At 68.4% G+C, this 22,114-nt stretch carries 23 protein-coding genes; 13 read left to right on the top strand and 10 right to left on the bottom strand.

The window, feature by feature from the left end:
• Window positions 1-25 precede the first annotated feature (25 nt).
• Complete coding sequence (locus LDL49_RS02565; RefSeq protein WP_225289221.1) at window positions 26-547, bottom strand: P-loop NTPase family protein; 522 nt, start codon at window positions 545-547, stop codon at window positions 26-28.
• Window positions 548-895: 348 nt separating this feature from the next.
• Here LDL49_RS02565 and LDL49_RS02570 point away from each other — a divergent pair, with 348 nt between their 5' ends.
• From LDL49_RS02570 to LDL49_RS02600, 7 genes are all read left to right on the top strand, one after another.
• On the top strand, window positions 896-1,102 hold the full coding sequence (locus tag LDL49_RS02570) for a hypothetical protein (protein ID WP_225289223.1): 207 nt from the start codon (window positions 896-898) through the stop codon (window positions 1,100-1,102).
• 263 nt (window positions 1,103-1,365) lie between these two features.
• Window positions 1,366-2,364 carry a Gfo/Idh/MocA family protein gene (locus LDL49_RS02575; protein ID WP_225289224.1) on the top strand — a complete coding sequence of 333 codons (999 nt, stop codon included), beginning with the start codon at window positions 1,366-1,368 and terminating at the stop codon, window positions 2,362-2,364.
• On the top strand, window positions 2,342-3,337 hold the full coding sequence (locus tag LDL49_RS02580) for a LacI family DNA-binding transcriptional regulator (RefSeq protein WP_225289226.1): 996 nt from the start codon (window positions 2,342-2,344) through the stop codon (window positions 3,335-3,337). The genes LDL49_RS02575 and LDL49_RS02580 overlap by 23 nt, the downstream gene beginning before the upstream one ends.
• Window positions 3,338-3,366: 29 nt before the next feature.
• Complete coding sequence (locus tag LDL49_RS02585) at window positions 3,367-3,885, top strand: VOC family protein (protein ID WP_225289227.1); 519 nt, start codon at window positions 3,367-3,369, stop codon at window positions 3,883-3,885.
• Complete coding sequence (locus tag LDL49_RS02590; protein WP_225289228.1) at window positions 3,882-4,772, top strand: sugar phosphate isomerase/epimerase family protein; 891 nt, start codon at window positions 3,882-3,884, stop codon at window positions 4,770-4,772. Before LDL49_RS02585 ends, LDL49_RS02590 begins: the two co-directional genes overlap by 4 nt.
• Window positions 4,769-5,758: a Gfo/Idh/MocA family protein gene (locus tag LDL49_RS02595; protein ID WP_225289229.1), complete on the top strand. Its 990-nt coding sequence runs from the start codon at window positions 4,769-4,771 to the stop codon at window positions 5,756-5,758. Before LDL49_RS02590 ends, LDL49_RS02595 begins: the two co-directional genes overlap by 4 nt.
• 101 nt (window positions 5,759-5,859) lie before the next feature.
• The gene (locus tag LDL49_RS02600) at window positions 5,860-6,765 is read left to right on the top strand and encodes a sugar phosphate isomerase/epimerase family protein (RefSeq protein WP_225289230.1); all 906 of its coding nucleotides are present in this window, start codon (window positions 5,860-5,862) and stop codon (window positions 6,763-6,765) included.
• Here LDL49_RS02600 and LDL49_RS02605 read toward each other — a convergent pair.
• The 5 genes from LDL49_RS02605 to LDL49_RS02625 all read right to left on the bottom strand — a co-directional run bounded on the left by LDL49_RS02605 (window position 6,707) and on the right by LDL49_RS02625 (window position 10,645).
• Window positions 6,707-7,549 (bottom strand): IS5 family transposase, encoded by an 843-nt coding sequence (locus LDL49_RS02605; protein WP_225289231.1) that lies wholly within the window; start codon window positions 7,547-7,549, stop codon window positions 6,707-6,709. The two genes, LDL49_RS02600 and LDL49_RS02605, sit on opposite strands and share 59 nt — an antisense overlap.
• A 101-nt stretch (window positions 7,550-7,650) precedes the next feature.
• Entirely contained in the window at window positions 7,651-8,442 is a 792-nt protein-coding gene (locus LDL49_RS02610; protein ID WP_225289232.1) for an SDR family NAD(P)-dependent oxidoreductase, read from the bottom strand.
• Between the two features lie 126 nt (window positions 8,443-8,568).
• On the bottom strand, window positions 8,569-9,390 hold the full coding sequence (locus LDL49_RS02615; RefSeq protein WP_225289233.1) for a shikimate dehydrogenase family protein: 822 nt from the start codon (window positions 9,388-9,390) through the stop codon (window positions 8,569-8,571).
• Window positions 9,387-10,001, bottom strand: a complete 615-nt coding sequence (locus LDL49_RS02620; RefSeq protein WP_225289234.1) for a P-loop nucleotide/nucleoside kinase family protein — start codon at window positions 9,999-10,001, stop codon at window positions 9,387-9,389. The genes LDL49_RS02615 and LDL49_RS02620 overlap by 4 nt, the downstream gene beginning before the upstream one ends.
• Window positions 9,998-10,645, bottom strand: a complete 648-nt coding sequence (locus LDL49_RS02625; protein ID WP_225289235.1) for a bifunctional 4-hydroxy-2-oxoglutarate aldolase/2-dehydro-3-deoxy-phosphogluconate aldolase — start codon at window positions 10,643-10,645, stop codon at window positions 9,998-10,000. Before LDL49_RS02625 ends, LDL49_RS02620 begins: the two co-directional genes overlap by 4 nt.
• A 394-nt stretch (window positions 10,646-11,039) precedes the next feature.
• Between LDL49_RS02625 and LDL49_RS02630 the strand changes: the two genes are divergently transcribed.
• Complete coding sequence (locus LDL49_RS02630; RefSeq protein ID WP_225289236.1) at window positions 11,040-12,416, top strand: MFS transporter; 1,377 nt, start codon at window positions 11,040-11,042, stop codon at window positions 12,414-12,416.
• Window positions 12,417-12,564: 148 nt separating this feature from the next.
• The gene (locus LDL49_RS02635) at window positions 12,565-13,044 is read left to right on the top strand and encodes a pyridoxamine 5'-phosphate oxidase family protein (RefSeq protein WP_225289237.1); all 480 of its coding nucleotides are present in this window, start codon (window positions 12,565-12,567) and stop codon (window positions 13,042-13,044) included.
• A gap of 30 nt (window positions 13,045-13,074) precedes the next feature.
• On the opposite strand, the gene LDL49_RS02640 is transcribed toward LDL49_RS02635, so the two are convergent.
• Window positions 13,075-13,794, bottom strand: a complete 720-nt coding sequence (locus LDL49_RS02640) for a hypothetical protein (RefSeq protein ID WP_225289238.1) — start codon at window positions 13,792-13,794, stop codon at window positions 13,075-13,077.
• 91 nt (window positions 13,795-13,885) lie between these two features.
• Between LDL49_RS02640 and LDL49_RS02645 the strand changes: the two genes are divergently transcribed.
• Window positions 13,886-14,086 (top strand): zinc ribbon domain-containing protein, encoded by a 201-nt coding sequence (locus LDL49_RS02645; RefSeq protein ID WP_225289239.1) that lies wholly within the window; start codon window positions 13,886-13,888, stop codon window positions 14,084-14,086.
• Between the two features lie 48 nt (window positions 14,087-14,134).
• On the opposite strand, the gene LDL49_RS02650 is transcribed toward LDL49_RS02645, so the two are convergent.
• The 3 genes from LDL49_RS02650 to LDL49_RS02660 are packed head-to-tail and all read right to left on the bottom strand — an operon-like array spanning window position 14,135 to window position 17,027.
• Window positions 14,135-14,749, bottom strand: coding sequence for a response regulator transcription factor (locus LDL49_RS02650; RefSeq protein WP_225289240.1), 615 nt, complete (start codon window positions 14,747-14,749; stop codon window positions 14,135-14,137).
• A complete protein-coding gene (locus LDL49_RS02655; protein ID WP_225289241.1) occupies window positions 14,746-15,906 on the bottom strand; it encodes a sensor histidine kinase in 1,161 nt (386 codons plus the stop codon). The genes LDL49_RS02650 and LDL49_RS02655 overlap by 4 nt, the downstream gene beginning before the upstream one ends.
• Complete coding sequence (locus LDL49_RS02660; protein WP_225289243.1) at window positions 15,903-17,027, bottom strand: sensor histidine kinase; 1,125 nt, start codon at window positions 17,025-17,027, stop codon at window positions 15,903-15,905. Before LDL49_RS02660 ends, LDL49_RS02655 begins: the two co-directional genes overlap by 4 nt.
• Before the next feature lie 135 nt (window positions 17,028-17,162).
• On the opposite strand from LDL49_RS02660, the gene LDL49_RS02665 reads away from it, so the two are divergent.
• The 3 genes from LDL49_RS02665 (at window position 17,163) to LDL49_RS02675 (ending at window position 22,079) form a co-directional block, all read left to right on the top strand.
• The gene (locus LDL49_RS02665) at window positions 17,163-18,077 is read left to right on the top strand and encodes an LLM class F420-dependent oxidoreductase (protein ID WP_225289244.1); all 915 of its coding nucleotides are present in this window, start codon (window positions 17,163-17,165) and stop codon (window positions 18,075-18,077) included.
• Between the two features lie 64 nt (window positions 18,078-18,141).
• Window positions 18,142-19,593: a 3' terminal RNA ribose 2'-O-methyltransferase Hen1 gene (locus LDL49_RS02670; protein WP_225289245.1), complete on the top strand. Its 1,452-nt coding sequence runs from the start codon at window positions 18,142-18,144 to the stop codon at window positions 19,591-19,593.
• Entirely contained in the window at window positions 19,590-22,079 is a 2,490-nt protein-coding gene (locus LDL49_RS02675; RefSeq protein WP_225289246.1) for a polynucleotide kinase-phosphatase, read from the top strand. Before LDL49_RS02670 ends, LDL49_RS02675 begins: the two co-directional genes overlap by 4 nt.
• The last annotated feature ends 35 nt before the right edge of the window (window positions 22,080-22,114 follow it).

Here is a 22,114-nt window from a genome sequence, read left to right on the forward strand (position 1 = left end):
GCTCACCACGTGCTGGAGGAGTGGCTCACCCCTTCGGGTGCAGGTCGTCGAGCCAGTGTTTCGCTCCGCGTGCCGTACGCAAGCGGATCGCCGTCACCTCCGGGTGGCGGGTGATGCGGTCGGCGGTCTGCGTCTTGCGGCGCTGGTGGTGCGTCCAAGCCCACCGGATCGGGTGGTCGGGCTCGAGCCAGGCACTCCAGTCCTCCCGGTTGCCGTTCCACAGCTCGCGCCGGGTGATCGAGCGGCCGAGTGAGCGGCGTACGACCCGCCACATCACGGTGCGGCGCGGCAGGTCCAGCCAGACGGCCGTGTCGGCGCGCTGCCAGAGGAGGTCACCCAGGAAGCGGTGGTACTGGTCCTCGGTCACCCATCGCTCGCCCCGGCTGAACTCGTCCACCTCGGCCTCGAACTCCGGCCGCTTGACCCAGCCGGGACCGTGATGCAGGGCGTCGAGCTCATGGTGGGGCAGGCCGAGCCGGGTGGCCAGCTTTCTGGCGAGCGTCGTCTTGCCCGACCCGGAGATGCCGCAGACGATGATCCTGTTCACCGTGCCAGTTTGACAGCTCGCCCAAATGAGGGTGCGTCATCCTGAATGTGCAGGTGGGAGGCCTTGTTTGATCTCTGTTGGAGGTGTTCTGCCTGGCCAGGGGCGGTGATCATGGTGGTAGATCATCTGTCAGCGTGTGGTCTGGTGATAGGTGACATTGCCGACAGTCCTCCCAACGAGTAGACATTTGACCGTGGCTTCGTCTTCAGGGGGTCTTGTCAGGCATGCTGGCGCCTCCGCGCTGGATCGCGCGGTCACGGCTTACGACACAGTTGCCCAGGGCGTGGTCGCGTCAGGTTGATCCTGGTGCATCGGAGGTCCGTGTGATGATGGCACGTGTCACCTCGCGTGCTGACCGTCGATGCCGCCGGTATGGCTGCTTGGTGCGTGGATCACCTCGGCAGTGCTCCGTCGGCGGAGTACAGCATCCACGGCAGGATCATGGACGCCGGTATGATCGTGACCGTCCCGCTCCTCATAACGGTGCTGCTGTTCCAGCGCCTCCGGCGTTCTCCGGCGGGTTTGCGGACCCGCGTCGGATCGATCCGTGGTTGACACCTAGGTGGTCCTCCGTTAACTTTTCTGCAACCGATCTCAGCAACCGATCTCAGTGGGGAGTTCATGACCACTGGCCCTGGCGATCTGCATGCCTGCGGCGTACGTTGCGACGCGCTGCCCCAGCCGTCGCACGGAGACGCTGATGACCGGGCTCTTGGTGCCGTCGATGGCCTCGATGATCGTGCGTTGGTCGGGCGCCGTCAGGCCCTGCGGGCCAGCGAGCTCGCCGATGGGATGCTCAGCCGCAGTGGTGCGCAGACATGAAAAAGGCCAAGACGATCATCCTCGGCGCGTCGCACTGGCATGTGCCCCTGTGCGCAGACCGGATCGCCGAGCAGCACGACGTCGTGGGGGTCAGCGACCCCGACCCGTCGCGCACGGAGCACCTTGCGCGTCTCTGGGACGCGCCTCTCTACCAGTCCTGGGAGGAAGTGCTTGCGGCCCACGGGGACGCCGAGCTGGCGTACGTCTTCGTCCCGCACGACGTGATGCGCGAGGTCTGCCTCGCTCTCGTCGCTCGGCGCATCCCGCTCGTCCTGGAGAAGCCGGCCGGGGTGTCGTTGCAGGAGCTGGTCGACGTCCGGGCGGCCGCGGACGCTGCCGGGATACCGATCGCCGTGCCTCTCGTGCAGCGGGGAGGCCCGACCGACCGCTGGCTGGCGAGAGCCGGCCGCTCGGTGTACGAGAGCGTCCAGTTCATCGCGGGCCCGCCCGACCGCTACCTCGTCAACGGCAGTCCGTGGATGGTCGACGCCGAGCGCGCCGGCGGCGGGTGCATGGTCAACCTCGCTCCGCACTTCGTGGATCTCTTCCTCCGCTCGGCCGGTGCGGAGGAAGTAGCGGTGACGGCAGCCTTGTCGTCGACGCTGCACCGCCGTAGCGTCGAGGACTACGCCTCGATGACGCTGACCACGGCCGACGGACGGATCGCCACCATCGAGGTGGGATATGCGTTCCCCGGGTCGCCGCTCAAGCGGCACTGCTCCTTCATGCGGATCGGTGCCGCGGGGACCGCGACCATCTGGTCTGACGGGAACGCGTCGTTCACCTCCATCGACGGCGTCACGGAGACCGCACTCATCGACGTGGACAGCGACCCGTTGTACGGATTGTTCGTCGGCCAGGTGGCCGAGCAGCTAAGACATGATTTCGTGGAGCTCCCGCGGATCAGCGATCTCGAGACCACGATGGCCGTCATCTGGGACGCGTACGCGCACGGCCGACAGGAGAGAACCGTTGTCCACACCCAGCATCGATGAGGTAGCGGCGGCAGCCGGGGTCCACAGGTCGACGGTCTCGCGGGCGTTCTCCCGCCCCGAGGCCGTCAAGCGGGAGACCCGGGAGCACATCCGCCAGGTGGCGGCCTCCATGGGGTACAGGATGAGCCCGCTCGCCCAGGCGCTCCGAACCAAGGTCAGCACCCTCGTGCCTCTGGTCGTCCCCGACATCACCAACCCGTACTTCGCCGAGCTCGCGAAGGCCATGACGGCCGCCGCGGGGGAGCGTGGCTACCAGCTGGTGCTGTGCGTGACGGAGAATGACGCGGACGCCACGGCCCGGTACCTCGACGCCATGCAGGCGATGTACGCGCCTTTCGCGGTGATCGCGCCCTACGCCCGGGTCTTTCCCGCCGAGTTCGAGTCCCGGGGCTTCGGAAAGCGGCTGGTCGTCATCGACCGGGTCGAGTCCGGCGACCAGATATCCACGGTGACCGTCGACAGCGCGACAGGGATCGCGCTCGCGTTGGACCACTTGTTCGAGCTCGGGCACACCTCCATCGCCTATGTCTCGGGGATCGCGGGGACGCACACCGCCGCAGACCGATGCCAGGCTTACCGGACGCTGGCGGAGGAGCGCGGGATGACGCCGATCGAGCTCGACAGCAGCGGGATCGGCGTCGGCGCCGGCGAACGTGCCGCAGAAGAGCTTGTGAGCCTGCGTGAGCGGCCGACCGCCGTCGTCGCGGGCAACGACCTGGTCGCCTTCGGACTCATCAGCTCGCTCGGCTCGCGGGGGATGTCGGTCCCCGGCGACGTCTCGGTGGTGGGCTTCGACGGTCTGGCGCTCGGCGCCCGCAGCAACCCGCCGCTGACCTCGGTGCAGCAACCCATCGCCGAGATGGGCCGCATAGCGATCCGTCTCGCCGAGCAGGTGGCGAACGGCGGCCCGGTCGAGCACGTGGTGCTCCAGCCGCAGCTACTCGTCCGCTCCTCGACCAGGCCGGTCCGGTGACTGGCCAGCTGCTTCCCGGGCTCCGTCACGTGGACCATGCTGCGTACACGGTCCCCGACCTGGACGAGGCGGTGCGCTTCTTCGTCGAGGTCCTCGGGGCGGAGGAACTCTACCGCTCCCAGCGCGGTCCCGACCCGTCGTTCATGCCGGCGCACTTCGACGTTCCGCCGGACGCTGTCCTCGAGCTCGCCATGCTGCGGCTCCCGCCGAACCTGAACGTCGAGCTGTTCGAGTGGCAGTCCGTGGACCAGCGGACCCAGCACCCTCGACACAGCGACCGGGGCGGTCATCACCTGTGCTTCGTCGTCGACGACGTCGACGCGGCGATCGCCCACCTCGGCACGATCCCGAACGTTCGGGTCCTCGGCGGCCGCAAGGAAGTCGGTCCCGACAGCCCCCTCGTGGCCGGCAACCGGTGGACGTACTTCGTCACCCCCTGGGGCCTGCTGATGGAGCTCGTGGACCGGTCCCGAGTGCAGAACCCCCCGAACCTCGTCGGCCCGGCGGACTGGAACCGCCCGCCAAGAAGGAGCACCTCTCTCGCATGATCATCGCCGGACACACGCTGGGAACCCCGGGCTGTGACCTCGCCGAAGCGCTGCGCCTCTTCGGCAGGGCAGGTCTCGACGCCGCCGAAGTCATCTACCAGGACGATTATCCGGCGTCCATCAGCCCGTCGGACCCGCGGTCTGCGCAGCAGGCCGCCGCAATCGCCGACGCCGAAGGTGTCCCGATCGTCGCGCTCACCCCGTACACGACCTCCATCAACAGCGTCGACGCGGCGAGCTGGCAGCAGGGGATCGACGAATTCCGCGCATGCCTCGAGGCCGCGCACACCGTCGGTGCGACCCGCGTCCGGGTGTACGCCGGTGCCTGGCACCCGGGGGACACTGATTACGCCCGGCACTGGGAGCAGCTGCGGAGCGCGCTGACCGTCCTCGCGCCCGAGGCCGCGGACGCGGGCGTCGTGCTCTGCGTCGAGAACCACTTCGGCACCATGGCGCAGACCGCGGCCGATACCGCCCGTCTCGTCAGCGAGGTCGGCTTCCCCTCCGTCCGCGTCCTGTACGACCAGGCCAACCTGACCTTCACCCATGACGAGACCTGGCAGGAGGCCTTTGCCGTCCAGGGCGAGCTCGTCGGCCACGTGCACGTGAAGGACCTGGTCTTCAAGGACCCGGAGGCGCCCTTCCGGGCCTCGGACACCGCCCGGGTCAAGGCCGAGGAACGCGCCGTCAGGTCCCGGGTCGTCGGTACGGGCGTCGTGCCGTGGCCCGACATCCTCGAGGAGCTCGTGCGCCGCGGTTACGACGACGTGCTCTCACTCGAGTACGAGTACCGGTGGCATCCTCAGGACCTGCCCGACCCCGCGATCGGCTTCAAGGAGTCCGCGCTCGCGCTCCGCAAGATGCTCGCCACGGTGGTGTCCGCGTGACGAGTGGAGACGTGCTGCGCATCGGTGTGGCGGGCGCCGGCAACATCGCGAGCATCGCCCAGCTCCCGACCCTCGTCGCGCGCGACGACGTGGAGCTGCGGGGCCTGGTCACCCGCAAGGATGACCCGCAGCCCCTGATGCGGCGCTGGGGCTTCCGCCGTGCCTATCCGACGGTCGAGGCGTTGCTCGAGGCGGAGGAACTGGACGCGTTGTTCGTCCTCACGCCCCGGTCGGAGCACGTCCACGCGACGCGACTCGCGCTGGAGGCCGGCGTCGACGTCTTCTGCGAGAAGCCGCTGGCGACGAGCGCGTCCGAGGCGCAGTCCCTCGCCGAGCTGGCCGCCGTACGAGAACGGGTGCTCATGGTCGGGTTCAACCGCCGCTTCGCTCCGGTGTACGAGGCCGGTCGCGCGGCTTTCGGGGAGAGCGGCGCGAGCTTCTGCGTCGCCCAGAAGAACCGGGCAGGCTCCGAGTACCGCGCCACCTTCGAGAACGCGATCCACATGGTCGACCTGCTGCGCTGGTACTGCGGGGGCGAGCCCGTCGACGTCAGCGCGCACGCGGCCGGTGAGGACCGCTGGCAAGAGGACGGCGTGGCCGCGCTCGTCCGGTTCGACAACGGTCACTCCGGCGTGCTCGTGGGGGCCCGCGACGCCGGCGGCTGGAGCGAGAAACTCGACGCCTACGGAGACGGGACGAGCGCGAATGTCACCGCGCCCGACCGGATCTCGATCAGCCGGCCCGACGGGACGACCGTGCGCGAGATGTCGCCCGAGGCCTTCGGCTGGGCGACGGCGACGCAGACGTTCGGCTTCGCCGGAGCGGTTCACCACTTCCTGGACCGTGTCCGGGACCGCGGTGAGCCCTTGACGTCCGGGGCTGACGCGGTGAAGACCCAGCTCCTCCTCGATCGCATCCTCGCCGCCGCCGGGCTCCCCACCGACGAGCAACCCGGACGGGCCTGGAGCAGCCATGCCAAGAAGTGACGGCGACGACCCGACGTCGTCACCGGCTCGGTCAGGTCGTTGAGCCTTGTGCACGGCATAAGTTTTTTCCACCGTCATTCAACCGAGGGGGATGTTTCGACGTGATTATCAACACATTTTCGTATCTATGGTCGTCTACGGCGATTGATGCAATTGCGGAATTGGTCGACAATGGGTATAAGACTTTCGAAGTTCCGATTAGCTCTCCACATTGCTGGCCGGATGAAATATCCATCTCAGAGCGCTCGGCCATGAAAGCAAGGCTCAGTGAATACGGCGCGAGAATCAGATCGCTCAATGCTGGTGGATATGACATCAACTTGGCGAGCCCTGGTGCAAACATGCGCCGCAAAAGTATTGAACACATCAAGTCGGTGATCGACTTGGCCGTAGCTTGGGATGTCCCCGAAGTTGTCATATCCCCCGGCACAAGACGCCCTATGATTTCACCTTCACTCGAAAAAGCTTATGGATGGATGTATGAGAGTCTGGGCGACCTGATTCCACTGGCCAAACAGGCTGGCACACGACTCCTTCTGGAAAATACTCCCTATTGCTTCACACCTACCATCCGGGACCTGGCGGGTATCGTCAGAACGGTCAACGATGATGTGCTTAAGATCGTGTACGACGTCGCCAATGCTGCTTACATAGAGGAGGATCCCGTAGCGGGTTTGCTCTCGCATCAAGAATCTATTGCGCTCGTGCATATTTCTGATACGGGTTTGGAAACATGGGGTCATGATCCAATCGGCACTGGAGTGGTAGATTTCGAAGGGTTGGGCGACGCCGTCGAAGCAACATGCGGAGTAGGTAATGTTGTTCTCGAGATCATTCGCGAAGAAAACACCCTATATGAGTTCACCAAGCAATGCACGACCTCAGAAATAAAGGCTGGAAATTGGGAAATTAACTCAAGTGTGAGAGGTGGAGGGTGTCTGAAAAGGGTCAAGGCGAACGGCCGCTGTGGCGGTGCGGCAGGATCATGCTCATCGCCAGGTAGATGACGTTCTCGGAGGTCGCGGTCAGGTACTCGCAGTCTGTGGTCAGGCGGCGATATTTGCCCAGCCAGGCGAAGGTACGCTCGACCACCCAACGCCTGGGCACGATCGAAAACCGCGGGACCTGCCGCGGCGGGGTCCCTTCCTTGACCCATGTAGAGCGGAACCCGCCATCACGCCGCACGACGACCTGCAACGTCACGCCGAACTGATCCCGGATCCAGCCGATGAAATCCTGTCCGCGGTAGCCCTGATCAACCCAGACGTGCTTCAGCCGCTGCAAGGCTTCGCGAGCGCGGCCCAGCAGCACGACCGCGCCGTCGCGATCGTTGACGCTCGCCGGGTTGACACAGGCGGTGACCACGGTGCCTAGGGTGTCGACCAGCAGGTGCCGTTTAACCCCCGGGACCCTCTTGTCGCCGTCGTAACCGTGTAGGCCGCCGCGATCGGTGGCCCGGACGCTCTGGCTGTCGATGATGCCCGCGCTGGGCGTGCGGTCGCGACCGCCACCAACGCGCTCGCGTTCGCGTAATCGCGCCAGGATCTGTTCCCAGCGGCCCTCGATCCGCCAGGTGCGCCAGTAGTGGTAGACCGTCTGCCAGGGCGGCAGGTTGTGGGGCAGCAGCCGCCAGGCACAGCCTGCCCGCACCCAGTACGCCAGCGCATTGACAATTTCCCGGCGCTCATGGATGGCAGGCCGGCCGCCTGGCTTGGGAACTGGAATCAGCGGGGCGAGCAGCTCCCACTCAGCGTCGGACAAATCGGTGGGGTACGGACACCGAGGAACCATCGCACGCCTCCAGGCTCACGCCCCCGACACCTGTCAGCATGACCCACCAGCCACTTTTCAGACGCCCTCTAGCGCTGACTCTACTCGAAGCACATCGAGCCTTAAGAGTTGGAGCTTGGCCGACCGGGAATATGGCTAAGAATAGACTTAGAGAAGCCGCCATCGACACAGATGTCTTGCCCCGTGACATAGCCCGACAACGGGCCTACCAGAAACTCGATCACATTCGCGATATCCGTGGGGTCCCCAATTCGCGACAGCGGAATGATGCCTTCCCTTGCTTTCTTGATTTGGGGGTCGGCATACATTTTCTCAGTCATCGGTGTATGAGTCATACCTGGGGATACCACATTCACACGAACACCGTCAGGTGCCCACTCCAAAGCGAGTGTCTGGGCCAGCATCGTCAAAGCAGCTTTGCTGGGGCTGTAAGCACCTGATCCGGCATGCGGTAGCTGACCGGACATTGAGGAGGTAAAACAAGCCGAACCGCGACTACGCTTCAGATGCGCGTAGCTTGCTTTGGCAAGAAGCCACGCGCCGCGGAGGTTGACGGAGAACATATCGTCCCAGTCCTCGACGGATAGGTCGCATATTGCGCCGGGGCTGGCGATTCCAGCATTCGCTACCAACCCATCCAGGCCACCAAATTCGGCTACCGTAGCTTCTACAAGTTGACCTGGCACGTCGGGATCACTGAGATCACCCACCAGCGCGATGGCGGTACCGCCCAGCGACTGAATTGAACGGACAATTTGCTCTTGATTAGTGGTCAATTTGTGTCCGCACACCGCGATCTGCGGCTGCTCGCCCCGAGCAAGAGCCGCCTCTGCCAGCCTCACGCATGTAGATGCGCCTATGCCGCTACTTCCACCACTGACCAAAGCTCTCATCGTGCACACTCCTATAGCTAGGGATTAATAGGGACGAACGTTGGTAGACCTATTCGTAGATTGCCGAAAGCCAGGCCGCTACCGAGTATTTCTTTGGCAACGGACACCTTCCGCAAGCGGTGGTCGTCACGGTTCGCTGCGCAGCTCGTCGGGTACGGCGTCTTCGAAGCCGAAGAACTCCAGATAGGCGGGAATCAGCTCGAACAACATGTCGCTGCCGACCTGGATCGTGCAGCCCTTGTCCTTGGCTGCCTGCAGGAACGGCGTGATGTCGGTCTTGAGCACCACATCTCCGACGTACGAACCGGGGGCGACGCGGTCGACGTCGACAGGCAGAGGATCGCCGTCCTTCATTCCGATGGGGGTGGCGTTCACGATCAGGTCGTAGCCCTCGGGATCCCTCGACCCCATCACGACCTTCACGTCCGAGTAGTGCAGGCCGATGCGCTGGGAGAGCGCTTCAGAGGCGGCTGCGTCGGGATCGAACAAGCCGATCTCGGCCATGCCGAGGCCAGCCAGCGACGCAGCGATCGAAGAACCGACCCCGCCGTTGCCGACGACCAGCGCGCGTTTCCCGGTCGGGTCGAACCCCTTGCGCAGCATGCCGCGGACGAAGCCGGCGCCGTCGAACTGGTCGGCGATGAGCGACCCGTCCTCCCGCCGCAGGACGGCGTTCGTCGCGCCGGCGATCGCGGCGGCCGGGCTGATCTCGTCCACCAGCTCCATGGTGGTGACCTTGTGCGGCATGGTGACCAGCGCACCGCGGATGTTGGTGAGGGTGAAGATCGATCGGAAGAAGTCCGGGTAGTCCTCGGCCTTGATCCCCATCGGGACGACGACGGCATCGATGCCGTTCTTCTCAAACCAGGGGTTGCAGATCAGCGGCGACTTGAACGTGTGCGTGGGGTAGCCCAGGTGCGCGATGAGTGTGGTGGTTCCGCTGATCACCGGGTGCCTCCGTCTGTGCCGTGTCCTCCGTGCTCGACGTCAACGGGCGGGGCCGTCACGTCCGAGGCGGTCCCTGCCTCCTGCGCGTCGTTGGAGAGCTCTGACAGTCGTACGCCGGTCCACGCGCACCGCAGCCCACCGTGCACGGCCCAGTACTCGTCCCAATGGGCGAGCTTGACCTGGTCGCGTTTGAGGCCACGCTTGCGCAGCCGGTCCTGCAGCGTCCTCGGGGAGACGCGGACCCGTATCACCTCCACGTCAATCGGCGGCCAGTCGAAGCGCTCCGCGGCCGCGGTGATGAAGGCGGGGTCGGACAGGTAGGGGCTGAAGGGTGCGTCGATCACCACGGGGCAACCGAGGCGGAGGTTGGCCCCGGCGACGTCGAGCAGCGAGTCGTACTCGAGGGGCAGGATGTTGTCGCGGTAGAACTGGTTGGCCTCGCGGTCGCCGGGGTCGTACCCGGCCGACACCAGGGCGGACTCGACGAACCGTGCGCTCATCGCGTCCTTGTCGAGGTAGGCGGCGCCGTGCTGCCGGGCGAGGCGCTGGGCGATCGTCGACTTGCCGGAGCCCGCTGTGCCGATGACGATGCGCAGGGTCGGCGCGTTCATCCGCGCGCGTCCCGCACCGCCATCAGGACGTCGCGGGCGGCGGCGGTCACCCGGGTGAAGTCGCCGTCAGGCTGCCACGCCTTGGTGACGGCGCTGCCCACACCGACGCCCGCCACGCCTGCGGCGAACCACTCCTTGACGTTCTCGACAGTTACCCCACCGGCGGGCATGATCGGCAGGTGCGCCAGCGGCGCGAGCACGGCCTTGGCGTATGGAATACCCGCGTTCTCGGTCGGGAACATCTTGATGATGTCCGCACCCGCCTCAGCGGTCTCGAGGATCTCGGTCGGGGAGAAGGCCCCACTGATCGTCGGCACCTGGTAGCGGTTGGCGACCCGGATCATCTCGGTGTTGAGCTGCGGGCTGACCAAGAAGGCCGCACCGGCTCGGATGCTCTCGTACGCGGCGTGGCCGTCGAGGACGGTTCCTGCCCCCACGGCGACACCGTCCGGTGTGTACCGGGTGGCCAACCGTCGGATGAGCTCGACGGCCCCTGGGATGGAGAGCGTGATCTCCAGGGCGCGGAACCCGCCCTCGATCGCGGCGTGCGCGACGCGCTCCGCGCTGTCCGCGTCGGGCAGCCGAACGATGAGCACAGCGCCTGACTCGTCGATCGTGCGCAGTGTCGCAAGCTTGGTGAACACCTGTTTCCCTTGGCTGAGAGAGTGATTGACAAATAGTCGCATGCTCCTTACTGTCTCTGCAACCGATCTCAGCAACCGATCTCATTGGGGAGACGCTCATGGGAGCTCGCAGAGCCTTCGGCCCCTGCGATCCGCCTCGCCGGGTGGCGCACCCCCGGAACGGGTCTCGCGTCAGATCGGCACCAGGCGGCATGTGCTGACCTGGACCGGGTGCCGATGACGGTCGTACGGCCGGAGCCCGGGACGAGCTCGACCGGTCCAGGAACACCAAGGCGCTGCCGCACCGCTGGCTTCGCCCCCTCGACTGGGGCCGGCTGACGAGGAACGGCGATGTCCTCGACGAACACGTCCTGACGATGCCCAGCACGGCACCACACCCTCCAAGGAGCGCTCAATGACGACGAACTCACCAGACGCCTCCGGGACTTCAAGCCCTCCGGGGCTCTCTGAAGTTCTGGATCGCCCTCGCCGCCCGGTCAACATGGTGGCGGGCACGATCGGCCACTTCGTCGAGTGGTACGACTGGTACATCTACGGGTTGCTGACCGCGGTGTTCGCCCCGCAGATCTTTCCGAGCCACTCCCCGTTCGCCTCGCTCATCGCGGCGCTGCTCACGTACGCGATCGGGTTCGTGGTCCGCCCCTTCAGCGGGATCATCGTCTCGCCGCTGGCCGATCGCTACGGCCGGCGGGCCATCCTCACCCTGTCCGTGTCCGGGATGGCGCTGGGCTCCCTGATCATCGCGCTCACCCCCGGGTACGGCACGATCGGCTACGGGGCGCCCATCCTCTTCGTGGTGGCCCGGATCCTGCAGGGTATCTCGGCCGGCAGCGAGCAGCAGAGCGCCATCTCGTTCATGGTCGAGCACGCCCCGCCGAACAGGAGAGGTCTGTTCGGGTCCTTCTCGAACATGGCGAGCGGCCTGGCGACCCTCGCCGCCACCGGGGCCGCCGCGATCATCGCCACAGCCTTCGCTCCGGACGAGCTCGCGGTCTGGGGCTGGCGCATCCCCTTCCTCGTGGGCGGCCTCCTGGGTGTGGTCGGTCTCGTCCTGCGGACCCGCGCCGACGAGACCTCCGAATTCGAGGCAAGCTCCCTCGTCGACAAGAAGTCGGCACCCGCACGGCTGCTGGCTCTGCTCCGTGAGCATCCGAAGGCCCTGCTGCAGACGGCGGCGCTGTCCGCGCCGGCCGTGGCCTACTACACCTGGGCGACGTTCCTGCCCACCTACGCCCAGCTCACCAGCGGACGGGACAAGGGCTCCACCTTGGTCGGCAGCGTCATCGGGCTCACCCTGCTGGTCATCGTCGTGCCGATCTGCGGCGCGCTGTCGGACCGGCTCGGTCGGCGCAAGATCTTCCCCATCGTGGGTGCGGTCGGCATGATCGTGCTCTTCTACCCTCTGCTCCTCCTCCTCGACCGGCCGGGCTTCTGGATCTACGTCGTGGTGGCCGCATCAGGTTGGCTCGTCCTGGGCATCTGGCAGGCGGTGTACCCGACCATCCAGGCGGAGCTGTTCCCGGCGTCGGTCCGGGTGGCCGGCATCGGCTTCTCCCACCAGCTGGTGATCGCCGTCTTCGGCGGCACCGCCCCCCTGATCGCTGCCGCGTTCGTCGCCGCCGGGCACCCCAGGTACGTCGCTCTCTACATGATCGTGATCGTCGCTGTCTGCCTCGCCGTCTACTTCACGCTCCCGGAGACGGGCAGCAAGACGCCACGAGCGACCGTCGCGCTGAAGGACCCTGAGGTCGTGGAAGGTGAGCTGGAATAGGCCACTGTGCGCACCCGGACGAGGCGTTCCCTGTCGTAGGCGCCGCCTGCCCTCCGCGAGCAAGGCGCTCTTCCACCGCGGCCCTCAATCCAGGCCTGCGGCTGTCGAACGTGAAACCGCGGTCCAGGCCGGAAATGGAGATTGTCCGATGAACGACATGTGGGCGGAAGTCCCCCGGCTGCTCGCTGACAACCGCTATGCCGTGCTCGGCACGGCTGATCGCCACGGGCGGCCGTGGGTCACTCCCGTGTTCTACGCGGCACGCGGTGCCGACCAGCTGGTATGGGTGTCGGCCCGTGACAGCAGACACTCCCGCAACCTCGCCGAACGTCCAGAGATGGCGATCACGGTGTTCGATTCCCATGCCCCGGTCGGCGGTGCCGAGGCGCTCTACCTGGAGGCGGTCGCCGCGCCCGACCAGGATCCCGGCGCGGCCCTCGCCCTGCTCAACGCCCGCCTGCCCGCCGGTAAGGAGCTCACCGGCGACGACCTCGCGCCATCCGGCCCGATGCTGGCGTACCACGCTGACGTGCGGCGACACTACCTCCTGATCCGGGGCGGGGACTCGCGGTTCGACAACGTCACAGACGCGCGGCTCCTTGTCACACCGCCAAATGGTGCCGGGTGAGAAGAAACCGGCCTCGCGTGGCCGGGAGGCTCAGGCGAAGCGTTCGATCGTGACGGGGATCAGGCCCTGCTCGCGGATCACCTGCCGGTGGTGGTGGAGCAGCACCCCGATGGTGGACTCCGGGCCGGCCCCCAGGCGTACGGTCATGTCCAGGCACCAGGCGATCCCCGGCCCGATCCGGCGCATCTCCCAGGTGAAGGTGTGACCCTCGGCGGTCACCGTCGCCGTGCCGACCACGCGGGCCAGGGGGTCCGCGGGGTCGGCTACCGGCTCCAGCCTCAGGGCCGACCGCACGTTCGCCAGGCCATCCCCGCCGAGCTCCCCGGCGAACAGGACGCGGTAGCGGCGCGATCCCGTCGCGCCCAGGTCAAGCGGGGCGGCGGCCGGCAACGGCTGGCGTTCGCGGAACAGGGTGCGGATCTCCGCCGCTGGTGGCAGCTCGCCCCCGCCGCACGCCTTGTAGGCGTCACTCGCGTCGTGACGGCTCACCGCGATCACCCGCGAACGCAGCAGGGCGTCGGTACGGAGGTTGCGGCTCGTCGCGGACGAATCACCCCACGCACCGGTCGCCGACGACCACTCGACGCCGTCGATTCCGGCCGCGGTGTAGTCGTCGCAGAGCACGAACTCCTCCACCAGGATCCCTAGAGGCGGCACTCCACGGTCTCTGTCTTCCGGCGTGGCGAAGATCAGGTAGTGGTCCAGCGAGGCGTCGTCCGCGCCGCCGGCCCTCTGCACACCATCTGACATCACGTGATCCTCCGAGCTAGGTGTTACGGGATCTCTGTGAGCGATCGCCTAGCCGACACGAGCCCGAGGGCCCCATGTCCAGCTCTGGTTCGTGCTGCCCGGATCGCAGGGCGAGCCGAAGACCTGGCCCTTGTCGTTGCTGTTCAGGCAGGTCGCCGGTGATAACCAGGAAACCTTCCTCTGCACATCGTGTGGCTTCGCTGAGCACGCCGATGTCAACGCGGCTCGCAACATCGCCGCACGTGGCGTTGCGAGCTGGGCAGTGAGTCACGCTGCCGACGACGCGGCCTGAACCGTCGAATCCATCGACGACGAAGAGCTGCAAGCTCGGTCGTTTACTTTACGGCCGAGAAGCTGACAGCCACCCCATCCGCTGGGCCGTACGGATGGCTTCGAGGCGGTTCTGGGCGTTCAGCTTGGTCATCGCGCTGGACAGGTAGTTGCGTACGGTCCCCTCGGTGAGGTGCAGTTCGGCCGCGATCCGGATGATCGTCGCGCCGTCGGCGGCCAGCTGTAAGGCGTCCCGTTCGCGGTCGGTCAGGGGGCTGTCTCCGGCGGCCATCGCGGCCGCGGCCAGCTCGGCGTCCAGGTAGCGGCCGCCGGACTGCACCTTGCGTATCGCCATGGCCAGCTCCTCGGCCGAGGCGTCCTTGCCGAGGAATCCGCTCACCCCGGCCGCCATCGCCCTGCGCAGGTAGCCGGGCCGCCCCAGGCTGGTCAGGATGACGATCTTGCACATGGAGCTGATCTGCTCCGCCGCGCTCAGCCCGTCCATGCCGGGCATCTCGATGTCGAGTACGGCCACGTCGGGGCGGTGTTCGACGACGGCGGCCAGCACCTCGTCACCCCGGCCGACCTGGGCGATCACCTCGATGCCCGCCTCCAGGTCGAGCAGGGCCGCGAGGGCGCCGCGGACCAGGTGCTCGTCGTCGGCCAGCAGTACACGCGTCGTCATGCCGGAACCGCCGCCCTGAGCAGGTAGGCCCCGTCGTCCGTACGTGCTGCCGACAGCGTGCCGCCCGCGGCGCTGACCCGCTGCGACAGGCCGCCGAGCCCGTCCGGCGCGTGGTCGTTCACCGGCCCGTCGACCCCGTCGTTGGACATCTCCAGCACCCCACCCTCGATCGTTATCGTGCAATGTCCGGCTTTGCTGTGTTTGAGGATGTTGGTCGCGCCTTCGCGGACCACGGTGGCCAGCAGCGTGCGGGTCTCGGCGGTCAGCGAGACCGTGTCCGCCCGGACGACGCAGCGTACGTCCGCCGCCTCCAGCACCGCCCGCACGCTGGCGAGGACCTCGTCGAGGTCCACGGCCCGATAGCTCTGTACGGTGGACCGCACCTCGCGCAGCGTCTGCCTGGCCAGGTCGCGTACCTCGAACATCTCGCCCGCCGCCGCCGAGGGATCCTCGCGCAGCGTCAGGGAGGCGGCCCCGGCCCTGGCCGAGATGTCGGCGAGGCTCTGGCCGAGCAGGTCGTTCAGGTCGCGGGCGAAGCGCAGCCGTTCCTCCGACACCGCGATCCTGGCCCTGGCCTCCTGGCCCTCGTGGGCGTCCCTGGCCACGCGCCACAGCCACAGGTTCACCAGGACGCCGCCGGTGACGAGGCCGGTGAAGATGGTCTGGACGAGGAGGACCTGGATCTGGAACCCGGCGGCGAGCGTGACGTACGTGTTGAGGACCACGATCGACCCGGCGCCCAGGACGAGGATGGTACGCCTGCGGACGAACGGGGCGAGCATTCCCAGCCACACCGGGATCGCCCAGACCAGCGCCAAGACGACCAGGGGCAGCGTGATGACCCCGGCGACCACCAGCAGCCCGGTCGGCCGCCGGCCGCCCCTGACGGCGATCCTGAACGGGCGGGTGGCCAGGCCGAGCAGGACCAGGAGCAGGACGGCCGCCCCTACCGTCAGGGCCGCGGGGAAGCCCGCACTCCACCGGACGTACAGCTCGAAGAGCCCGAGCAGGGCGAGCAGGTTGGCGACGTCGGCGGTGTAGACGATCAGCCAGCGCACCTTGTCGAGCCGGCTCGCCCGCCTGAGACGCACCAGGCTCGCCTGCCTGAGACGCACCCGGCTCGCCCCCCGGAAACGGCCGCCGCTCACCGCCCTCATGCGGGCACCGCCGCCCGCAGCAGGAACTCGCCCCCGGGCGTGGCGGCCGTCGTGAACGAGCCGCCCGCGGCCGCCATGCGCTCGGCCAGCCCGCGCAGCCCGCTCCCGGCCCCGTTCAGGCCGCTGGTCGCGGGCCCGTGGACGCCGTCGTTGCGCATCTCCAGCACGCCACCGTCGATGACGATCGCGCAGCGCGTGGCCGTACTGTGCTTGAGCACGTTGGTGGCCCCCTCCCGCACCGCCCAGGCGAGCAGCGTACGGGCGGCGGGGGACAGGTCGTCGGTCCTGGCCTCGATGAGGCACCGCGCGCCCGCCGCCTCCAGCGCGGCGCGGACCCCGGCGAGCTCCTCGTCCAGGTCGAGCACCCGGTAGCCGTCCACGGCCACCTGCACCTCGGCGAGCGACTCCGCGGCCAGGCGGCGTACGTCGGCCATCTCGGCGGCCGCCTTGCCCGCGTCGATGGTGGCCAGCTTGGCGGCCAGCTCGCTCTTCAGCGTGAGGACGGACAGGCTGTGGCCGAGCAGGTCGTGCAGGTCTCGGGCGAAGCGCAGCCGCTCGTTCGACACGGCCAGGGTGGCCTTGGCCTCCCGGCTGTCGTACGCCTCCCTGATCGTCCACCACAGCCAGCGCCAGAGCATCATGGTGCCGGGCAGCAGCACGGCGGACAGCGTGACGGAGAACAGGAGAGACGGCCACGGCCGGTCGCTGACCGCCGACACGTAGAAGGCGGTCAGCGCGACCAGCCCGGCGCCCACGCAGGCCGTCGCCCGGAGCGGGAGGTAGAGGGCGAGGACCGAGAGCCATAAAGACCCGGCCATCTCCCATGACCCGGCGGTGACGGAGGACGGCACGAGCGCCACCGCGGCGGCGGAGAAGAGCCCGCACGCGACCAGCTTCGCCGTGGGACGCGGCCGGTCGTCGTAGGCGTCGCGCAGGATCAGCGGGAGGAACGCCAGCGCGGCCAGCACGCACACCTCGGCGGCCACCGCGTGCGGTACGGAGATCCCTCCCTCGCCGACCGAGGTGAGGACCAGCATCGAGAGCATGAAGCCCATCAGGGCGACCGTGGCGTCCATCCAGTAGAGGAGGATCTTCTTCGCCGTCTCCGGACGGGTCGCCATCTCACCCCTCCCTCGCCGATAAAAGCCACGTTGCTCGCAAAATCCTATGGCCGTCGGGGGAGCGGCGGGGTGAGGCGGGGGCATTCTCCGGGTGCCGTCCATTGTGTGGTGGTACGTAAGCGGATAATGGGACTTATGAAGTTGCGGATCTTCACCGAGCCCCAGCAGGGTGCCACTTACGACGGCCTGCTCACCGTCGCCCAGGCCACGGAACGGCTGGGCTTCGACGCGTTCTTCCGGTCCGACCATTACATGCGCATCGGGGAAGGGGAACCGGGCCCCGGTTCGACCGACGCCTGGCTCACGCTGGCCGCGCTGGCCAGGGAGACCTCCACGATCAGGCTCGGCACACTGGTGAGCCCGGCCACGTTCCGGCTGCCGGCGCCGCTGGCCATCAGCGTCGCGCAGGTGGACCAGATGAGCGGCGGCCGGGTCGAGCTGGGCCTCGGCACCGGCTGGTTCGAGGAGGAGCACCGGGCGTACGGCATCCCGTTCCCGCCGGTGGGGGAGCGGTTCGGCCGGTTCGAGGAGCAGCTGGAGATCATCCTGGGGCTCTGGACGGCGGAGAAGACCTACTCCTTCGAGGGCAGGTACTACCGGCTCGTCGACTCCCCGGCGCTGCCCAAGCCGGTCCAGCGCCCGCACCCGCCGGTCATCATCGGGGGCGTCGGCGCCAAGCGCACGCCCCGGCTGGTGGCCGCCTTCGCCGACGAGTACAACGTGCCGTTCAGGACCCTGTCCGACACCGGCGCGGCCTATGACCGGGTGCGCGAGGCGAGCGCGGAGACCGGCCGTACCGTGCTCCTGTCGGCGGCGCAGACCGTCTGCGTCGGCCGCGACCAGGCCGAGATCGAACGTCGCGCGGCCGCCATCGGGCACGACCTGGCCGAGCTGCGCACGGGCGGTCTCGCGGGGACTCCGGCCGAGGTGGTCGACAAGATCGGCCGGTTCGGCGAGCTCGGTGCCGAGCGCGTCTACCTGCAGATCATGGACCTGTCCGACCTCGAACACCTGGAGCTGATCGCGGCCGAGGTACTGCCGCATGTGTGACATAGCCGTCAACGCCTGACATAACCGTTAGCGCCCCATTGTTGGACTGCGGCACACTTGGCCCGTGCTGCTGACCATGACGACCACCGCCGTACCCGCCACCGACCTGGGCTTTCTCCTGCACAAGCATCCGGATCGGGTGCAGGAGTTCGACCGGTCGTTCGGCACGGCCACGGTCTTCTACCCGGAGTCGGGCGAGGAGCGCTGCACGGCCGCGCTGCTGCTCGAGGTCGACCCGATCGCGCTGGTCCGGTCACGCGGCAAGAACTCGCCCGACTTCAGCCTGTCCCAGTACGTCAACGACCGGCCCTACGCCGCCTCCTCGCTGCTGGCCGTGGCCCTGGGTGACGTCTTCCGCACCGCGCGGGCCGGGCGCTGCAAGGCCAGGCCGGAGCTGCCGGGCCGGCCGATGCCGCTGGAGATCCGGCTGCCCGCGCTGCCCTGCCGCGGCGGGCCCGAGCTGGCGGTCCGGCTGTTCGAGCCGCTCGGCTGGGCCGTCGAGGCGCGGGCCGTACCCCTGGACGAGGGTTTTCCCGAGTGGGGCGACTCGCGTTACGTCCGGCTGACGCTCAGCGGGACCGTCCGGCTGGCCGATGCGCTCAATCACCTGTACGTGCTGCTGCCCGTGCTCGACGACGGCAAGCACTACTGGATCGCGCCCGACGAGGTCGACAAGCTGGTCAGGGCCGGTGAGGGCTGGCTGTACGGGCACCCGGAGCGCGGCCTGATCATGCGCCGCTACCTGGGGCGCCGCTGGGCGCTGGCCCGGACGGCGCTGGCCAGGCTGGCCGAGCTGGGCGACGAGACCGAGGAGCAGCTGGAGCCCGCGGTCGACGAGGACGCGGCGGCGGGGGAGACCGCGGCCGACGAGGCGGCGGCCGCAGAGGCCGAGGCCCAGGGCGAGGCGCCGGAGGTCAAGCCGAAGGCGCTCAACGTCAGGCGGCGTGAGGCCGTACTGGAGACCCTGGAGGAGCTCGGCGCGACCAGCGTGCTCGACCTCGGTTGCGGGCAGGGCGAGCTGGTCGGCGCGCTGCTGGCCAGGCCCCGGTTCGCCAGGGTCGCCGGGATGGACGTCTCGGCGATGGCGCTCACCATCGCCGCGCGCAAGCTCAGGCTGGACCGGATGCCCGACAGCAAGCGGGCCAGGCTGACGCTGTTCCAGGGCGCGCTCACCTACACCGACAAGCGGCTGTCCGGCTATGACGCGGCCGTGCTCATGGAGGTGATCGAGCACGTCGACCCGCCGCGCCTGGCGGCGCTCGAACTCGTCGTGTTCGGCCACGCCCGGCCCCAGCACGTGCTCGTGACCACCCCGAACATCGAGTACAACCCCCGCTACGAGTTCCTGACCGGGCTGCGCCACCGCGACCACCGCTTCGAGTGGAGCCGCGCCGAGTTCGCCGCGTGGGCCTCGCGGGTGGCCGGCGATTACGGCTACCAGGTCACCTTCAAGCCTGTCGGCGACGACGACCCCGAGGTCGGGCCGCCTACCCAGATGGGAGTGTTCACCCGATGATCAGCGTCCCCGAGCTGTCCCTCGTGGTGCTCGTCGGCGTGTCGGGCAGCGGGAAGTCGACGTTCGCCGCCAAGCACTTCAAGCCGACGCAGGTGATCTCGTCCGACTTCTGCCGCGGCCTGGTCGCCGACGACGAGAACGACCAGTCGGCCACCCCCGCCGCGTTCGACCTGCTGCACCACATCGTCGGCGTGCGCCTGGCCAGGGGGCTGTTCACCGTGGTCGACGCCACGAACGTCCAGTACGCCGCCCGCCGCAGCCTCATCGAGCTGGCCAAGAAGCACGACGTGCTGGCCGACGCGATCGTGCTGGACACTCCCGAGGAGGTGGCGATCGAGCGCAACGCCGGCCGCCCGAACCGCGACTTCGGGCCCGGCGTGGTGATCCGCCAGCGTAAGGACCTGCGCCGCTCGCTGGGCAAGATCTCCCGCGACGGCTTCAGGAAGGTGCATGTGCTGCGCGGCCTCGAGGCCATCGAGAACGCGGAGCTGTCGTACGAGAAGGCGTGGACCGACAAGCGCGAGCTGACCGGCCCGTTCGACGTCATCGGCGACATCCATGGCTGCCGTTCGGAGCTGGAGACGCTACTGGGCAGCCTGGGCTGGCAGATCGAGCGCGTCGAGGGCAAGGCGGTGACCGCCCGGCATCCGGCCGGTCGTACGGCGGTGTTCGTCGGCGACCTGGTCGACCGCGGTCCCGACACGCCGGGCGTGCTCCGCCTGGTCATGGGCATGGTCGCGGCCGGCACCGCGATCTGCGTCGCGGGCAACCACGAGGCGAAGCTGGTGCGCGCGCTGAACGGCCGCAAGGTCACGGTCGCGCACGGCCTCCAGGAGTCGCTCGACCAGCTCGCCGCCGAGCCGCCGGAGTTCGTCGAGCGGGCCCGTACGTTCATGGAGGGCCTGATCAGCCACTACCGGCTCGACGGCGGCCGGCTCGTCGTCGCGCACGCCGGGCTCAAGGAGGCCTACCACGGCCGCGCGTCGGGCCGCGTCCGCTCCTTCGCCCTCTATGGCGACACGACGGGCGAGACCGACGAGTACGGCCTGCCGGTCCGCTACCCCTGGGCCGAGGAGTACCGCGGCCGGGCCATGGTCGTCTACGGCCACACGCCCACGATCAAGGCCGAGTGGGTCAACAACACGATCTGCCTCGACACCGGCTGCGTCTTCGGCGGCACGATGACCGCGCTGCGCTACCCGGAGCGCGAGCTGGTCTCCGTCCCCGCCGAGCAGGTCTGGTACGAGTCGGTCAAGCCGCTCGGCGGCGGCCCCGCCCGCGACCCGGGCATGCTCGACATCGGCGACGTCCAGGGCACCAGGCACATCGAGACCCGGTTCGGCACCCGCGTCAAGGTGATGGAGGAGAACGCGGCCGCCGCCCTGGAGATCATGAGCAGGTTCGCCGTGGACCCGCGCTGGCTGGTCTACCTCCCGCCGACCATGGCCCCGCCCGAGACCTCCACGCTCGACGGCTACCTGGAGCACCCGCACGAGGCGTTCGAGGAGTTCGCCGCCGCCGGGGTGACCGAGGTCGTGTGCGAGGAGAAGCACATGGGCTCGCGGGCCGTCGCCGTGCTCGCCAGGACGCCCGAGGTGGCCGCCGCCCGGTTCGGCGTGACCGACGGCTCCGCGGGGGCCGTCTACACGCGTACCGGGCGCCCGTTCTTCGACGACATGGCGCCGCTGGTGGACCGGCTGCGCGCGGCGTGCGAGCCGCTCTGGGCCGAGCTCGGCTCCGACTGGGTGGCGCTCGACTGCGAGCTGCTGCCCTGGTCGGCCAAGGCGGGCGAGCTGATCAGGAGCCAGTACGCCTCCGTGGGCGCGGCGGCGCGGGCGGCGCTGCCCGAGGCGATGTCGGTTCTGGAGGCGGCCGCCGGGCGCGGGCTGGATGTGGGCGGGCTGCTTGCCCGCACTCGACGCCGCACCGACAACGCTGCCCTGTTCCGCGACGCCTATGCGCGTTACTGCTGGCCGGTCGACGGCCTGGAGGGCGTACGGGTGGCGCCGTTCCAGATCCTGGCCTGCGAAGGCCGGGCCACGGCGCTGGAGCCGCACGTCTGGCACCTGGCGAAGCTAGCCCTGCTGGACTCGCCGCTGATCACCCCTACCCGGCACCTGTTCGTCTCCCTCGACTCGCCGGACTCGCGGGCCGGGGCGGTCGAGTGGTGGTCGTCGCTCACGGCGGCGGGCGGCGAGGGCATGGTGGTCAAACCCGCCCAGTACGTGGCGGGGCGGGTCCAGCCGGGGGTCAAGGTGCGCGGCCGCGAATACCTGCGGATCATCTACGGCCCCGACTACACCGAGTCGCTCGACGTGCTGCGCAGGCGTTTCCTCGGCAAGAAGCGGTCCATGGCGCTGCGCGAGTACGCGCTCGGCCTGGAGGCCCTCTCGCGCCTGGCCGAAGGCGACGCGGGCTGGCGGGTCCACGAGCCGGTCTTCGGGGTACTCGCCCTGGAATCCGAGCCGGTGGACCCGCGGCTCTAGTTTTTGAGTAATCCTGGCCGTACGTGGAGTGACGG

The organism is Nonomuraea aurantiaca, from assembly GCF_020215705.1.
GTDB lineage: Bacteria > Actinomycetota > Actinomycetes > Streptosporangiales > Streptosporangiaceae > Nonomuraea > Nonomuraea aurantiaca.